This window comes from Ferrovibrio sp. (assembly GCF_046297895.1).
Classification (GTDB): domain Bacteria; phylum Pseudomonadota; class Alphaproteobacteria; order Ferrovibrionales; family Ferrovibrionaceae; genus Ferrovibrio.
Window position 1 is genome coordinate 170,119 of record NZ_JBKBHC010000007.1, and the last position, 14,860, is coordinate 184,978.

Here is a 14,860-nt window from a genome sequence, read left to right on the forward strand (position 1 = left end):
GGTTGCGAAAGTCCCTGTCATGTCAGCAGTCCGCCTCGGCTTCATCGGTTACGGCATCATGGGCGAGCGCCTGCTGCGCGCCGCCCTCAACCACGATCCGGCCGTGCTCACTGTCGCCGGCCTGTGGGATCCTTCCGCCGCCGCCATGCAGCGGCTGGCCGGTGACCTGCCGCAGGTTCCGCGTCTTGAATCCGCCGCCGCCGTGATCGCCGCCTGCGACTGTCTCTACATCGCCTCGCCGCCGGCCTCGCATCTGGGCTATGCCCGCGCGGCCTTCGCCCAGGCCAAGGCGGTGTTCTGCGAGAAGCCGCTCGCCGTCGATGTGGCCGATGCCGAGGCTTTCGTGGCCGAAGCGGCAAAGTGGAACGGCCGCGGCGGCATCAATTTCCCCTTCGCTTCCTCCTTCGCCGTCGACCAGTTGCGGCAATGGATGCAGCAAGGCGTCACCGGGCCGGTCGAGCGCATCGAGATCGAGATCGGCTTCGCCGCCTGGCCGCGGCCGTGGCAGGTCGATGCTGCAAGCTGGCTCGATGCGCGGCCCCAGGGCGGCTTCACGCGCGAGGTCGGCTCGCATTTCCTGTTCCTCGCCCGCCGCCTGTTCGGTCCGCTGCGGCTGCACACGCACAGCGTTTCCTATCCCGAGGACGGCAAGTCGGAACGCACCATTGCCGCCACCCTGCATGCCGGCGACCTGCCGGTGACGCTGAAGGGCGGCGTCGGCAGCACGGAAAAGCCCGATCACAATATTTTCGAGATCGTCGGGCCGCAGGGCCGCATCCGCCTGCGCGACTGGTCGATTGCCGAACGGCTGGTCGACGGCGACTGGCGCGAGGCACCCGATGCGCTGCCCAACGAGAAGATGCGGCCGCTGGTGCTCAGGCGCCAGCTCGACAAGGTGGCGGCGCTCACCCATGGCACGCCGCAGGACCTCGCCACGCTGACCGAGGCGGCCGAGGTGCAGCGCGTGGTGGAAACCATCCTCAAAGCCTGAAAACCGGGCCGGAACTTCGGTCGCGCCGCGCCGTTTCATTCGCAGCATCGCGAGAACGGCAAAGGAGCGAATGCCATGTTGTACTGGGCTCTGGTTTTCTTCGTGCTGGCGCTGGTGGCCGGCCTGTTCGGCTTCGGCGGCATTGCGGCTGCCTCGGCCGGCATCGCGCAGATCCTGTTCTTCGTTTTTCTGATCGTCTTCGTCATCAGCGTGGTGGCGCATCTCGTCACCGGCCGCCGGCCGCCGCTGGTCTAGGCATCGCCGGTCTGGGCGCCGGCGATCTGGGCGCAGCCGTCCGGGTTCCGGGCGGGTTGCGCGCCGCGTCTTTTTCTTTGCAGGTCCTTCCCCCCACCTCGGCGGATGCTCCGGCATCCGCCAGTTTTTTTATCAGGCGGTGTAGCCGAGCTGTGCCGACAGCCGCCGCGTGAAGGCCAGCAGCGCCGATGCATGTGGGCCGCTCAAGCCGACATCGATCTTGCGCGTCGGGCCGATCACGGTGATGGCGAGCTGCAGGTGGCCGCTGTGGTTGAAGACCGGCGCGCTCAGCGCGCTGATGCCCGGCACTGGTAGGTCGCTGGTGGCGGCGATGCCGTCGCGCTTCACCTTTTCAACCTCGCGCGCCAGCGCGTCGCCGGCCAGCGCGCCCACATCGCTCCAGCCCTTCTGCGCCGCCTGCAGCTCGGCCTCGATCACCGGCTCGACCAGCTTGGGCGGCAGCCAGGCGGCGAAGATCTTGCCGGTCGCCGTGCCGGTCACGGTGAACATGCCGCCGGGCCGCACGTTGGCGTGAATGTAGTTGGAGGATTCCTGCACCAGCACGATGGTCGGGCCATGGGTGCCCCAGACGGTGATGGCCACCATCAGGTTCAGCCGCTCGGCCAGCTCGGCCACCTGTTCCGCGGCCAACCGATACGGGTCGCTGCCGCGCAGCCGCGCCAGGCCAAGCTGCAGCGCGAAGGGCCCGAGGCGATAGCGGCCCGAGCCGGCCTCCTGCTCCACGAGGTCCAGCTTGCGCAGGCTGGTCATGTAGGCATGGGCCTGGCCGGGCGTGAGTTCGGCCTGGCTCGCCAGGTCGCGCAGCATCATCGGCTGGCCGTGCCGGGCCAGGATGCCGAGCAGCCGGCCGCCGATCTCCACCGACTGCACGCCGCGGCCCTTCAGCGGCGCGGACTCGGGTTCCTCGCCGCCATAGAGCGGAAATGCATTGGCCGGGTCGATCCTGTCCCCCATGCCTATTGCATAGCCGCCGGCGCGTGTCGTGTCACGTGTGCCGCTTAACCGGCCTGGGCGCCGGCCGCATGGCGCGCAGCGATATAGCCAAAGGTCATGGCCGGGCCCAGGGTGATGCCGCCGCCGGGATAATTGCCGCCCATGATGCTGGCCATGTCGTTGCCGGCCGCATACAGCCCGGGCACCGGCTGGCCGTTTTCGCCCAGCACGCGGGCCTGCGCGTCGGTCTTCAGGCCGGCGAAGCTGCCCAGGTCGCCGATCACCACCTGCACGGCATAGAACGGCCCGGTCTGCACCGGCGCGATGCAGGGATTGGGCTTTACGGTCGGATCGCCCAGATAGCGGTTATAGGCGGTGCTGCCCTTGTGGAATTCCGGGTCCTCGCCGCGCATGGCGTGCTTGTTGTATTCCGCCACGGTATGGCCGAAGGCCTGCGCATCGATGCCGCAGGCCTCTGCCAGTTCGGTGAGCGTGCGGCCGCGCTTGAGATAGCCGTTCCTGATCTGGTGCGCGATCGGCACCGGGAAGGGCTTCACATGGCCCAGGCCATAACGGCGCAGCGTGGGATGGTCGCAGACCAGCCAGGCGCAGATCTCGCCGTCCAGTCCCTTGCTGGCCTTCACCAGCGCCTGGCAGAAATCGTGATAGCAGTTGCCCTCGTTCACGAAGCGCCGGCCGGCACGCGTCACGGCGATCACGCCGGGTTTGGCGCGGTCGATGAAATGCGGAAAGGTGCCGAAGCTGCCATCATTCCACGGTACGCGGCTGACCGGCACCCAGGCGGCGGCATTGGGCAGCTCATCGGCAGTATGCGCGCCCAGCGGCCGTGCCAGCTTGATACCGTCGCCGGTATTGCTGCTGGGTGTCGGCGACCAATGCTCCTGCCCGGTCGGCGCATGGGGATAAAGCTGCTTGCGGCGTTCGATATCGTGCGGGAAGCCGCCGGTGGCCAGCACCACGCCCTTGCGCGCATGCACACGCACCGGGCCGTCCTTGGTGCCGATCACCGCGCCGGTCACGGCATGGCCATCGCGCAGCAGGTCCTGCGCCGGCGCCTCCAGCCACAGCGGAATGCCCAGGTCGAAGGCAGATTTCGCCAGCCGGCCGGCCAGCGCGTTGCCGTTGGTCAGCCGCATGGCGCGGCCATGCAGGGCCACGTCGCGCAGGTATTTCACCAGCAGCTTCGCCACATAGGCGGCCGAGACCACGCTGCGCGTGACGTTGAAGAAATGCAGCAGTTCCTTGCCCGATCCGATCATCATCCCGACGAAAGTGATCTCCTTCAGCGGCGGCCGCAGGGTCTTGATCTGCTCGCCCAGTTCGTTGCCGTCGAAGGGCTCGGCGCAGATCGAACGGCCGCCGGCCAGCGCGCCGGGCGCATCGGGGTGGTAATCGGAAAACTGCGGCCCCAGCACGAATTTCACGGCCGTCTTGCTCTCGAAGAAATCGACCATCTGCGGGCCGTTCTCCAGGAAGGCATCGACGCGTTCGGCATCGAAATGATTGCCGGCCTCGTGCTGCAGATAGGTGCGCGCGGCCTCCTTGCTGTCATTGATGCCCTCGCGCGCCGCCAGCGGGTTGGCCGGAATCCACAGCCAGCCGCCCGAGCGCGCCGTGGTGCCGCCGTAGACGGCTTCCTTCTCGACCACCAGCACGTCCAGGCCATGCAGCTTGGCCGTCACCGCCGCAGCCATGCCGCCGGCGCCCGAGCCCACCACCAGCAGGTCGCAATCATGGGTCTTCATCGTCGTCACTCCATTCAAACCGTCAGATAGCCGCCATCCACCGGCAGCATCGCGCCGGTGACGTAACTCGACATCTCGGAGGCCAGGAACAGCACCGGGCCGACCAGCTCCTCGGGCTTGCCGGTGCGGCCCATCGGCGTATGCGCCATGAAGCGTCCGATGGCAGCCGGGTCGTTGCGCGTGGCTTCCGTCATCGGCGTGTCGATCACGCCGGGCGCGATGCCGTTCACGCGGATGCCCTCGGGCGCCAGTTCGGCCGCTAGCGCGCGGGTGAATTGCAGCACGGCGCCCTTGCTGGCGGTGTAGGTGGTGGCGCGCGGTCCGGTGGCGAAGGAGTTGATCGAGCCGAGATTGACGATGCGGCCCTTCGTTTTGCGCAACTGCGGCAGCAGGGCGCGTGTCACGTTCTTCATGCCGGTCACGTTCACCGTCAGGGTTTCCAGCCAGTGGCGGTCGTAATCGGGATCGTCGATGGCCACCCGGCGGATGATGCCGGCATTGTTCACCAGCACCGAGCACGGCCCGCCCAGCGCGTTCTCGGCATTGGCGGCAAAGGCGGCGCAGGCTTTTGCATCGCTCACATCCAGCGCGGCGCCATGGGCCTTCGCGCCGGTCGCGGCGATCTCGGCCGCCACCGCCTGGGCGCCGGCGCCGTTGATGTCGGCCACCGCCACGGCGGCGCCGGCCCGGGCCAGGCCCAGCGCGATGGCGCGGCCATTGCCCTGTGCGGCGCCGGTGACGACCGCAACCTGCCCGCTCAGAATTCCGGCCAGCAGAGGCTTTTCCATCCGTTTTCCTCCCGCAATTCGTGTATTGCGAACTTATTCGTTATTTCATATAGTCGACTCGACGCGAATGCAAGCGATCCGTTCCGAAGGCCCGCTGCGTCGCGATCATTGGAGGAAACGTCCCGTCCGGCACCTGCCAGGACGGGGATTCGGTCGGTTTTGCAAAACCCCGAGGGAGGGATTCATGCGTCAGCACATTCTCAAGGCGGCCACGGTCGCGCTGCTTGGCCTCGGTCTGGCCGCGCCAGCCGCAGCCCAGACCAAGACCTACGATCTGCAAAGCGTGTTCGGCCTGCAGGTGCCCTCGATCGGCCCGAGCCCGGTGAAATGGGCCGAGCGCGTCGCGCTGATGACCAACAACGAGGTCAGGATCAAGGTGCATGGCGCCGGCGAATTCGTGCCGCCGTTCGAGGTCTTCGGCGCGGTCTCCAACGGCTCGATCCCGATGGGCTTCGACTGGGTCGGCTACTGGGCCGGCAAGATCCCGGTCGCCAACCTGGTCGGCTCGATGCCCTTCGGCCCGAACCCCGAACTGTTCCTGGGCTGGATGTTCCAGGGCGGCGGGCTGGAGATCATCCAGAAGGCCTACGATCCGCATAACGTGAAGATCATCCCCTGCCACCTCGTCGTGCCCGAGGCCGGCGGCTGGTTCAACAAGGAAATCAAGACGGTCGCCGACCTCAAGGGCCTCAACATGCGCATCGCCGGCTTAGGGGCCAAGGCGATGGCCAAGCTGGGCGCCAATGTGCAGCTCGTGCCGGCCGGCGAAATCTTCGTCTCGCTGGAACGCGGCCGCATCGAGGCGGCGGAATTCTCCGCGCCGCAGCTCGATCTCGGCCTGGGCCTGCAGAAGATCGCCAAGTACTATTACTTCCCGGGCTGGCACCAGCCGGCCAGCTGGGACACCATCATCGTCAACATGAATGTGTGGAAGTCGCTGCCCGAGAAGCATCAGAAGGCGATGGTCGAGGCCTGCTACGCCAACATCACCTTCAACAGCTATGACCAGATCAACGCCCAGGTCGACGCGATCGAAAAGATCGAGGCGGCCGGCGTGAAGGTGCAGCGTTTCCCCAACGAGGTGCTTGCCGCCCTGCAGAAGGCCTCCATCGAGGTGATGGAGGAAGAGGCACAGAAGGATGCCCTGTTCGCCGAGGCCTACAAGTCGCTGACCGCCTATGTAAAGCGCGTCGGCCGCTGGAACGACCTGCAGGCGATTCCGCGCAACTGAGTGTGATACGGTAAGCAAAAGAGTCCGCGCCGCCGGATGGCCCGTTGCCGCCGGCGGCGCGATCCTTCAGGGGAGGGATCGGTGATCGCACTGCTGAAACAGATCGAGGAAGCCTGCGCCTGGTTCGGCCGGGCGATCGGCTGGGCCACGCCGATCCTGGTGATCAGCGTCTGCCTCAGCGTGCTGATGGCGCAGATGCGATTCAACGTGCTGTTCGACTGGGGCACCGATGTGCCGCTGTTCGGCAGCAGGATCACCATGAACGGTCTCACCGACCTGCAATGGCATCTGTTCGCGGTGATGGTGATGCTGGGCGGCGTCTATGCCCTGCATACCGACAGCCATGTCAGCGTCGATTTCATCGCCAGCAATTTCACCGAACGCACGCGCCGCATCATCGTGATCTTCGGCGACATCGTCTTCCTGCTGCCCTTTGCCGCGATCATGACGTGGTTCGCCTGGAAATTCATGGTCTCGGCCTATACCTCGAATGAAGGCTCGTCCTATGGCGGCCTCAACAACACCTGGATCATCAAGGCGGTGATGCCGCTGGGCTTCGGCCTGCTCGGCCTGCTCGGGCTTACGCGCACCCTGCGCCTGATCATCCAGTTCATCCTCACCCGCGGCGCCGTCGCCGAAAACAAGATCGGGGCATAGGGATCGCCGCCATGGAGTATTTCTGGCCCCTCTTGATGTGCGTCGCGCTGCTGCTGGGCATCTTCACCGGCTATCCGGTGGCGATCGTGCTGGCCGGCATCGGCGTGATCTTCACCTTCGCTGCCGACGTGCCGATCCTGTTCCTGTCCACCGGCGTGTCGCGCACCTTTTCCGGCATCCTGAGCAACTGGCTGCTGATCGCTGTGCCGCTGTTCGTCTTCATGGGCCTGATGCTGGAAAAATCCGGTATCGCCGAACGCCTGCTGCGTTCGCTGGCCAGCCTGCTCGGGCCGCTGCCCGGCGGTTATGCCTTCGCGGTGGCGATCATCGGCATCGTCATGGCGGCCAGCACCGGCATCATCGGCGCCAGCGTCGTGCTGATGGGCGTGCTGGCCCTGCCGGTGATGCTGGAAAGCCGCTACGACCCCAAACTCGCCACCGGCATCATCGCCTCGACCGGCACGCTGGGCATTCTCATTCCGCCCAGCATCATGCTGGTGGTGCTGGGCGACACGATGCGCATCTCGGTCGGCGACCTGTTTGCCGGCGCCATGATCCCCGGCCTGATGCTGGGCGGGCTTTATATCGTCTATCTGGTGTTCCTGGCGATCTTCAAACCTGAAACCATGCCGCCGCTGCCGGCGCGCGACCGCCTGCCTCTGGGCCAGGCCGTCACCCGGCTGGCGCGCGACCTGCTGGCGCCGATGATCCTGATCCTGGTGGTGCTGGGCTCGATCATCGCCGGCATCGCCACACCCACCGAGGCGGCCGCTTTGGGCGCACTGGGCGCCTTCCTGCTGGCCGTGCTGTCGCGCCAGCTCACCTGGAAACAGTTCCTCGCCGTGCTGAACGAAACCACGCGCACCACGGCGATGATCATGTTCGTGATGATCGGCGCCACCATCTTCAGCGTGATCTTCCGCAAGCTGGGCGGCGACACCATGATCGCCGACGCGCTGGGCGTGGACGAGGCCGGCACCAATCCCTACTGGGTCATGTTCGTGATCATGGCCTTCATCTTCGTGCTGGGCATGTTCCTCGACTGGGTCGAGATCACCTTCATCGTCATGCCGATCATCGCGCCGATCATGGCCGGGCTGGATTTCGGCGGGATGGACAAGGACCAGATCCTGCTGTGGTTCGCCATCCTGTTTGCGGTGAACCTGCAGACCTCCTTCCTCACGCCGCCCTTTGGCTACGCGCTGTTCTACATCCGCGGCGTGGCGCCGGCCGAGATCGGTACCAAGATCATCTACCGGGGCATCGTGCCCTTCGTGATCATCCAGTTGATCGCGCTGCTGCTGTGCATCATGTTTCCGCAGCTTGCCCTGTGGCTGCCGGAAACCCTGCTCGGGAAATAACAAGGAGTAATCGCCATGTCGAAAGCTTTCGCCTCCACTGCCGATATGGAAGACAAGAAGGTCTCCTTTACCCAGCTCGGCGAGGGCCTCTATGCCTTCACCGCCGAGGGCGACCCCAATACCGGCGTGATCGTCGGCGACGACGGCGTGATGGTGATCGACACCCAGGCCACACCCAAGATGGCCGGCCAGGTGATCGAACATATCCGCAAGGTGACTGACAAGCCGATCAAGTATGTGCTGCTGTCGCATTACCATGCCGTGCGCGTGCTGGGTGCCTCGGCCTATAATCCGCAGCAGGTTTTCGCCTCCGAGGCGACCCGCAGCCTGATCGTGGAGCGCGGCAAGGAAGACTGGGATTCCGAATACGGCCGCTTCCCGCGCCTGTTCCGCTCGGCCGAAAGCATCCCCGGCCTCACCTGGCCGACCATGACCTTCCCGACCAAATTCACGCTCTACATGGGCAAGCGCCGCGTCGAGATCATGCATCTGGGCCGCGGCCACACGGCGGGCGACACGGTGGCCTGGGTGCCCGATGCCGGCGTGCTGTTCTCGGGCGACCTGGTGGAATATCACTCGGCCTGTTATTGCGGCGACGCCCATTTCAAGGACTGGCCGAAGACGCTCGACAGGATCGCCGAGTTCAGTCCCAAGGCCATCGTGCCCGGTCGCGGCGATGCCCTGCGCAACCCGAAGGAAGTCGGCGACGGTCTGTCGCTCACCCGCGACTTCCTCACCACGTTATATGGCTCGGTGTCGGAATCGGCAGCCAAGGGCCTGCCGCTGAAGGAAGCGTTCGACCGCTGCAACGATGCCATGCGGCCACGCTTCGGCAATTTCGCCATCTTCGAGCATTGCCAGCCCTTCAACGTGGCGCGCGCCTATGACGAGGCGCTGGGCCTGGATCACCCGCGCATCTGGACGGCGGAACGCGACCAGGCGATGTGGGCAAGTTTAAATGGTTAGATTATGCAGTAACTTCAATAAGCTGAAAATCGCGCATGTCATATACGCTAAAGAATAAGTCTCTACGCATGCACTTTATATAGTCGCCTGTGTCAAAGGTAATGATTGGAACGTGGGGTCTAAAATCGCAGGCGGTTGTTAAGCAGTGAGCCACTTCCATCAGATATGCATCAACATAATCTACGTTGGTTTTTTTCATCCACATAGAATGTTGGTGAAGAGTAAGTGTCGTATCTGCCGGAGAGTGGGGATTTGGAAATAACCGGACGTGCCCAGGCGTTAGAAGCCAACTTAAAAGGTATTCAGCTATCGGGCGCTTACCCCGTTTAGACAGCAGCCCACACGTTTCAACAATTACGGGAGGCGTCACAATCAGTTCGTCAAAGTCATGTTCATCAATAAAAAGCGTAGCTTGTTCATGTAGAGCATCTGTTTTGTCGACATAGGCGACAAGCACATTGGTATCTACTAACGCAATATTGCGTCTCAAATCTAAAACAGTATGTGGTATGGAAAATTGAGGCATTATTCATCCAATGAAATGCCACGTTCACTAGCTGAGTTCTTAATAAATAAATTTATCTCCTCCTCGATGTTTCTACCGGAACCGATGTCGTCGCAGGAATACGCATTTATGGCAGAGGCAGCAAGATGTCCTAAGTGAGCCGCAAAATCTGCATCCTCAACAACTCGGTCAAGAATCGGAATTCCCTGAATGTGCTGGGGTTCGAATTTCTGGAAATCACCCCGGAATTGAGGAGTGCTTCTACGGACCAAATGATCGACCACACTACTGTTCAAGTAGGCCAATAGAGGCAAAATTAATTCTTGTTGCTCAGGAACAACAGCTGTTCCGCCAACTAAGAACGTCGAGCCGTTAGCGTCCAAGGCAAAGGCTGTCCCTGGAGCTAAATCGCGGATCATTAGCTTGGGTTTGCGCAGCCAATTTTCGTCACGCGCGCGGATCAACTCATACCATTTTCTGCTACTGTTTTTCAGACTAGATCTGGCGGAGAGAAGCTCTCGATACTGCATTAGATAAGCCCACGTTTTCGGATACGCGGCGCTCAGCTCTGCTTCAGGCAGTACAATATTTTTCCGATAGGGGTAGAGCAGACGCTTAGTTGGATTAACGGCCTGATAGCGCTGCACTTCCGAACCAAATACTACATCCTCTAAAAGATCTCGCTCAATGACCGCGCTATCTCCCAAACCATTAATCACTCTACACAGGCCGCCGCTATCATCGGTATCGACGTTGAAAATAAATATGTCATTGCCGCCTGTTCGAATTCCTTGCGGGATTGCGGCTAAGGTATCAAGCCGAACAGAAATGTCTTCAATTAATACACGAGCTAACTGCTCACTCTCTGACAACAAAGGCCATGGCTCACCAGTTGAAGGGTGACGGGCAAAATAGCTACGCAAAACAGCCGAGTCTTTCCTTTGACCATTGGCATCGGCATCCAAAAGCATCGCAGTTAGAAACTCTGAATCTAGAGATTTAACCTCTAATACTCGAACACGAGCAGGTCTCTCACTATCTGCTTGACGTAATTGTGCCAAAATACACGCTATGTAAGCGCTAGCATCGAAGGGTCTATTGGCCCCGAAGTCAACAAGTGTAAGCAGATTTGTTGCTTCGACCAAAAGGCTTCGAATTGTGGCTCCATTGCGATTTCGATAAATCCGATTGGGTACGACCATGCCCATGTGCCCGCCCGGATTAAGTACATTGAGGGCTTGCTCGACAAATAAATATGAAAAGTCGTACCGTCCTTTCGCTGTTTGAAAGGCGGCTTCGAGTTCTTCTCTATGGACGACTAGGCTGGTTGCTAGGAATGGGGGGTTGCCTAGTACAATATCATACTGCTTATTTAGATCGCCCCACGTTTCCCGCTTTAAGCCATCACCAGTGATCACAACATTGGATAGATTAGGTAAAGGGAGTGCATCGGGCTCTTCCACGAGCCTCTGCCATAAATTCAAGCGCGCAGTTGTGACGGCCCTAGGATCAATATCAATACCAACAATGAAGCCCCCTTCAATTAGTTCGCGCGCCCACTTTCTGTTTGGGTCAATCTTGCGCAAATGCTTTAGGACGTGGTCGACGGCGCCCACTAGGAACGATCCAGATCCGCAAGAAAAATCTATAACCTTCGGCGGGACCGGGTTTGTCGTTTTATTAAAATATTCGTCGACACATCTGCTCGACAAATAGTCACGAATAAATTTGGGAGTGTAGTAGGTTCCTGATGATTTCCGGATGCTTACGCGTTCCACTTCTCTACTGGGAGCTAGGAACATCTCCATTTGTGGTGCAACAGGTGCTGGCTGCAGAACTGTAGCCAAGTATTTTTCATATGCTAGACCCAATACGTCTGCTTCAATCCACGAGAAATCATACCGTATATTCGAACCTGGAAGTTTACGGGGCGTATATAAGTCGCTAATTACGCCCGCTGTGACATGCTCAGGCACATTCCGAACAACATCATCATCAAATAAATCGCTACCGACATGCTTTCTCGCAAGTGAGAGCAGCTTTTCCCAAGCCGCCCAATTCACGTGCTCAGAATCACCGATCACGGATTTCAGCGACGGAACTTTGGGGTTTAACTCCCTGTCTTCAACAGTGCGCAGAACAAAAAACTGCGCATATAGAGTCTGAAGTTGCTCATCAACCTTGTCAGCGCTTTTTGCGTATCTCAGAGCTTGATCGCGCCAACTATCAAGGCGCTCAACCAGCTCGTCATCCACTGGTTTAAGAAAGCCACTGGGAGTTTTTTGACTAGACGCAAATCTTTCCAGATTCCGGTCAAGAAAGCTGGCCGGCTTTAATGCATCTAATATTGCACTCTTGTCAGAAATCTCTTTCCAACCGATTCGCGGAAGTTTGAACCAATCTCCATCTAATAACCAATGTGAGTTGAACACTGTTATACCGGCATCATCCGCTAGGACTCCCCAGTCAACAGTTGAGTGATAAGCATATAAAGCTGCGCTCTCGAGGGGGTCGTATCCATTTCTAGACACGACCTTGGCAAAAAGAGCTGTCGGATGACCGCCTAAAGTGGCGCGAGAAATTTTTAGTTTTGTTTCACCGCGAGAAATTTCTCTCTGTGAGAGACTGTCGTCCTGCCATCCAAGCCGGCGAGCTAAATCGTATCCAGAAGTTACAGATGCCGGTGTAATCGGAAGTTCGATGTTAATGGCCATCTGTAGTTGCCCATATAATCTAGTAAAGATAGTCGGAATAAGCCCCACAACACTACCTATAGTAATAAGGGGTGTTTTCCAAGGCTTTTGATGGCGACTAATCTAAGTCTGAACAATTCAATTGTTAACTGACTTTCCTATCTCCTAGGTATCTTTCAGCATGCCCCAGCCGCAGCTCTCTTTGTCCGTCCTCGACCAGTCGATTGCCGTCTCCGGCAGCAGCGAAGACCAGGCCATCCGCGACACCATCGCGATGGCGCGGCATTGCGAGGCCCTGGGCTATCGCCGCTTCTGGGTCTCCGAACATCACAATCACGAAAGCATCGTCGGCACCGCGCCGGAAATCCTGATCGCGGCGATGGCGGCCGTCACGTCGCATATCCGGCTCGGCTCGGCCGGCGTGATGTTGCCGCATTATTCGGCCCTGCACGTGGCCGAGCAGTTCCGCGTGCTGGACGCCATCGCGCCCGGCCGCATCGATCTGGGCGTGGGCCGCGCGCCGGGGTCGGACGGCCGCACCGCCTATGCGCTCAATCCGCACGGCGACGGCGGCGAAAGCTTCCCGGCGCAGACGCGTGACCTGCTGCACTGGCTGCATGGTCTGCCGCTGCCCGAGGGCCATGCCTTCCGCAGCATCAAAGCGCATCCGCGCGCGGCCAGTGCGCCGGACGTGTGGATGCTGGGCTCGTCGGATTACGGCGCGCAGCTCGCCGCCCATCTCGGTCTGCCCTATGCGTTTGCGCATTTCATCACCGACGGGCGCGGCGCCGAGCAGGCTTTGGCGCTCTATCGCCAGAATTTCCGCCCGTCGCAGTTCTGCCCCGCGCCGAAAGCCACGCTCTGCGTCTGGGCCCTGGCCGCCGATACGGAAGACGAGGCGCGGCATCTCTTCCGCAGCCGGGCGCGCTGGCGGCTCGACCGCAACCGCGGCCTGCTCAGGCAGATCCAGCCGCCCGATGCGGTGCAGATCGACACGCATGAGCAGCCCGATGTGGATGCGCTGTGGCAGCGCAGCTTCGCGGGATCGGCGGCGCAGGTGGCCGAACGCCTGCGCGGCTATGCGCAGGCGATGCAGCTGGATGAGCTGGTGATCCTGACCTGGACGCATGACCAGGCGGCGCGCCGGCGCTCCTACGAACTGCTGGCAAAAGCGTTCTCCCTGTCCTGAACAAGACGGTTCTGCCCGCCGCCAGTGCAACCGGGCATGAGCCTGGTCCCAAAATGGAACTGGATTTGGGGCGCCGCCATCGCGCTATTTCAGCCTTCCGTCTCAAGGAAGGAACCCCGATGATTCGAATGAATGCAGTCGCCACCCTGATCATGGCCGCCACGCTGGCCGCTGTCGCGCTGACGCCGCAGGACGGCATTGCCGGCAGCCAGAATGGCCTGACACCGCGTCAGGAAGGCTGGCTCGTGAAATCCTATCGCGACATTGAGGTGGCCGCCGCGCCCGAAACAATCCAGGGCGAGCTCGCCGAGCTGCGTGCCATCGTGGCCAGGCGCACGCCCGACGACGTGGCGCAGTTCCGCTGGTGGGCGACCGGCGGGCCGGTCTATCGCTGGAGTCAGATCATTGTTGAGGAACTGCAGGACGGATTCGTGACATTGCCGTTGGCAAGCCGGCATCTGGCTCTGTTCCATGCCGCCCTTGATGATGCCCTGGCCGCCAGCCGGCAGCATCGCAAGGCCGGGCAGCGTGAACGCCCGCAATCGGTGGATGCCGCATTCTCCGCCGCAGGCAAAGGCCATCGGGTGGTCCTGACTCCCTCGGAGCATGCCGCTGTCGCTGCCGCTGCGGCCGATGTGCTCGGCTATCTTTTCCCGGCGCGCGCCGCCATCCTGGCCGCCCGCGGGGAAGAGGCTGTGACGGTGCGCCTTGCCGCCGGCGCGGATTTTCCCTACGAGGCCGCCGCCGGCCGCGCCATCGGAAAACAGGTCGCTGCCCTGGCGATTGCGCGCGGCAAGTCGGACGGTGCGGATGCCAAATGGAGCGGCGCGGTGCCGGATGCGGCGGGATTGTGGAAGGGCGTCAATCCCATTGCCCCGGCGGCCGCCGGGTGGCAGCCCTGGCTGCTGGCCCATCCCAGCGAGCTGCGTCCGGCCGCGCCGCCGGCGGTCAATTCCGACCGCTTCAAGACTGACCTCAACGAGGTCAAGTCGTTCCAGCGCAGTCCGAAAAGCAATCATCGCGCCACATACTGGGAAGTCTATGGCGGTGCACGCGCCCATTCTCTGTGGAACGAGATCGCGCGCACCACGTTGATGGAATACGGCGCCTCGCCCGATGTCGCCTCCCGCACGCTGGCGGCCATGAACATCGCCATTGCCGATGCGGGCATCGCCTGCTGGGATGCGAAGTATGTCTACTGGTACCCGCGCCCGGCCCAGGTCGATCCGGACCTGAAGACGGTTTTCCCGGCGCCCAACCATCCATCCTATCCCTCGGCGCATAGCTGCTTCTCGACGGCGGCATCCGCCGTGCTGGCGCGGCTTTTCCCGCAGGATCGCGACCGCCTGCAGGCGATCGGCAAGGAAGCCTCAGAGGCGCGGATCTGGGCTGGCATCCATTACCGCTTCGATCTGGAGGCCGGTCAGCAGATCGGTCGCAAGGTCGCGGAAAAGGCGCTTGCCCGGGCTTTCGCTGTCCACGGCAACTGAGCAGCGGCAATCAT

13 protein-coding genes are annotated in these 14,860 nt (G+C 61.6%); 8 read left to right on the forward strand and 5 right to left on the reverse strand.

Annotated features, from left to right (window positions below):
- Positions 1–19: 19 nt before the first annotated feature.
- Positions 20–991 carry a Gfo/Idh/MocA family protein gene (locus ACK4FK_RS13780; protein WP_409745537.1) on the forward strand — a complete coding sequence of 324 codons (972 nt, stop codon included), beginning with the start codon at positions 20–22 and terminating at the stop codon, positions 989–991.
- A gap of 75 nt (positions 992–1,066) precedes the next feature.
- On the forward strand, positions 1,067–1,246 hold the full coding sequence (locus ACK4FK_RS13785; protein ID WP_409745538.1) for a DUF1328 domain-containing protein: 180 nt from the start codon (positions 1,067–1,069) through the stop codon (positions 1,244–1,246).
- Positions 1,247–1,378: 132 nt separating this feature from the next.
- Here ACK4FK_RS13785 and ACK4FK_RS13790 read toward each other — a convergent pair whose 3' ends face one another.
- The 3 genes from ACK4FK_RS13790 to ACK4FK_RS13800 are packed head-to-tail and all read right to left on the reverse strand — an operon-like array spanning position 1,379 to position 4,754.
- Positions 1,379–2,221 (reverse strand): IclR family transcriptional regulator, encoded by an 843-nt coding sequence (locus ACK4FK_RS13790; RefSeq protein WP_409745539.1) that lies wholly within the window; start codon positions 2,219–2,221, stop codon positions 1,379–1,381.
- A 44-nt stretch (positions 2,222–2,265) separates the two neighbouring features.
- Positions 2,266–3,966 carry an FAD-dependent oxidoreductase gene (locus ACK4FK_RS13795; RefSeq protein WP_409745540.1) on the reverse strand — a complete coding sequence of 567 codons (1,701 nt, stop codon included), beginning with the start codon at positions 3,964–3,966 and terminating at the stop codon, positions 2,266–2,268.
- Positions 3,967–3,980: 14 nt separating this feature from the next.
- Positions 3,981–4,754, reverse strand: coding sequence for an SDR family NAD(P)-dependent oxidoreductase (locus ACK4FK_RS13800; RefSeq protein WP_409745541.1), 774 nt, complete (start codon positions 4,752–4,754; stop codon positions 3,981–3,983).
- Positions 4,755–4,938: 184 nt separating this feature from the next.
- Here ACK4FK_RS13800 and ACK4FK_RS13805 point away from each other — a divergent pair, with 184 nt between their 5' ends.
- From ACK4FK_RS13805 to ACK4FK_RS13820, 4 genes are all read left to right on the forward strand, one after another.
- On the forward strand, positions 4,939–5,985 hold the full coding sequence (locus ACK4FK_RS13805; protein WP_409745542.1) for a TRAP transporter substrate-binding protein: 1,047 nt from the start codon (positions 4,939–4,941) through the stop codon (positions 5,983–5,985).
- Between the two features lie 81 nt (positions 5,986–6,066).
- Complete coding sequence (locus ACK4FK_RS13810) at positions 6,067–6,642, forward strand: TRAP transporter small permease subunit (RefSeq protein WP_409745543.1); 576 nt, start codon at positions 6,067–6,069, stop codon at positions 6,640–6,642.
- Positions 6,643–6,653: 11 nt separating this feature from the next.
- On the forward strand, positions 6,654–8,003 hold the full coding sequence (locus ACK4FK_RS13815) for a TRAP transporter large permease subunit (protein ID WP_409745544.1): 1,350 nt from the start codon (positions 6,654–6,656) through the stop codon (positions 8,001–8,003).
- 15 nt (positions 8,004–8,018) lie between these two features.
- The gene (locus ACK4FK_RS13820; RefSeq protein WP_409745545.1) at positions 8,019–8,969 is read left to right on the forward strand and encodes an MBL fold metallo-hydrolase; all 951 of its coding nucleotides are present in this window, start codon (positions 8,019–8,021) and stop codon (positions 8,967–8,969) included.
- Between the two features lies 1 nt (position 8,970).
- Here ACK4FK_RS13820 and ACK4FK_RS13825 read toward each other — a convergent pair whose 3' ends face one another.
- Positions 8,971–9,495: a PIN domain-containing protein gene (locus ACK4FK_RS13825; RefSeq protein ID WP_409745546.1), complete on the reverse strand. Its 525-nt coding sequence runs from the start codon at positions 9,493–9,495 to the stop codon at positions 8,971–8,973.
- Positions 9,495–12,188 carry an Eco57I restriction-modification methylase domain-containing protein gene (locus ACK4FK_RS13830; RefSeq protein WP_409745547.1) on the reverse strand — a complete coding sequence of 898 codons (2,694 nt, stop codon included), beginning with the start codon at positions 12,186–12,188 and terminating at the stop codon, positions 9,495–9,497. The genes ACK4FK_RS13825 and ACK4FK_RS13830 overlap by 1 nt, the downstream gene beginning before the upstream one ends.
- Positions 12,189–12,348: 160 nt before the next feature.
- On the opposite strand from ACK4FK_RS13830, the gene ACK4FK_RS13835 reads away from it, so the two are divergent.
- Together ACK4FK_RS13835 and ACK4FK_RS13840 are read left to right on the forward strand one after the other, a co-directional pair.
- Entirely contained in the window at positions 12,349–13,356 is a 1,008-nt protein-coding gene (locus ACK4FK_RS13835) for an LLM class flavin-dependent oxidoreductase (protein ID WP_409745548.1), read from the forward strand.
- A gap of 128 nt (positions 13,357–13,484) precedes the next feature.
- Positions 13,485–14,846 carry a phosphatase PAP2 family protein gene (locus tag ACK4FK_RS13840; RefSeq protein WP_409745549.1) on the forward strand — a complete coding sequence of 454 codons (1,362 nt, stop codon included), beginning with the start codon at positions 13,485–13,487 and terminating at the stop codon, positions 14,844–14,846.
- The last annotated feature ends 14 nt before the right edge of the window (positions 14,847–14,860 follow it).

Excerpts from the sequence above, each read along its gene's own strand:
- ACK4FK_RS13815 (WP_409745544.1), top strand. The coding sequence starts at position 6,654 with ATGGAGTATTTCTGGCCCCTCTTGATGTGCGTCGCGCTGCTGCTGGGC.
- ACK4FK_RS13840 (WP_409745549.1), top strand. The coding sequence starts at position 13,485 with ATGAATGCAGTCGCCACCCTGATCATGGCCGCCACGCTGGCCGCTGTC.
- ACK4FK_RS13835 (WP_409745548.1), top strand. The coding sequence starts at position 12,349 with ATGCCCCAGCCGCAGCTCTCTTTGTCCGTCCTCGACCAGTCGATTGCC.
- ACK4FK_RS13830 (WP_409745547.1), bottom strand. The coding sequence starts at position 12,188 with ATGGCCATTAACATCGAACTTCCGATTACACCGGCATCTGTAACTTCT.
- ACK4FK_RS13825 (WP_409745546.1), bottom strand. The coding sequence starts at position 9,495 with ATGCCTCAATTTTCCATACCACATACTGTTTTAGATTTGAGACGCAAT.
- ACK4FK_RS13780 (WP_409745537.1), top strand. The coding sequence starts at position 20 with ATGTCAGCAGTCCGCCTCGGCTTCATCGGTTACGGCATCATGGGCGAG.
- ACK4FK_RS13790 (WP_409745539.1), bottom strand. The coding sequence starts at position 2,221 with ATGGGGGACAGGATCGACCCGGCCAATGCATTTCCGCTCTATGGCGGC.
- ACK4FK_RS13820 (WP_409745545.1), top strand. The coding sequence starts at position 8,019 with ATGTCGAAAGCTTTCGCCTCCACTGCCGATATGGAAGACAAGAAGGTC.
- ACK4FK_RS13805 (WP_409745542.1), top strand. The coding sequence starts at position 4,939 with ATGCGTCAGCACATTCTCAAGGCGGCCACGGTCGCGCTGCTTGGCCTC.
- ACK4FK_RS13795 (WP_409745540.1), bottom strand. The coding sequence starts at position 3,966 with ATGAAGACCCATGATTGCGACCTGCTGGTGGTGGGCTCGGGCGCCGGC.
- ACK4FK_RS13800 (WP_409745541.1), bottom strand. The coding sequence starts at position 4,754 with ATGGAAAAGCCTCTGCTGGCCGGAATTCTGAGCGGGCAGGTTGCGGTC.
- ACK4FK_RS13785 (WP_409745538.1), top strand. The coding sequence starts at position 1,067 with ATGTTGTACTGGGCTCTGGTTTTCTTCGTGCTGGCGCTGGTGGCCGGC.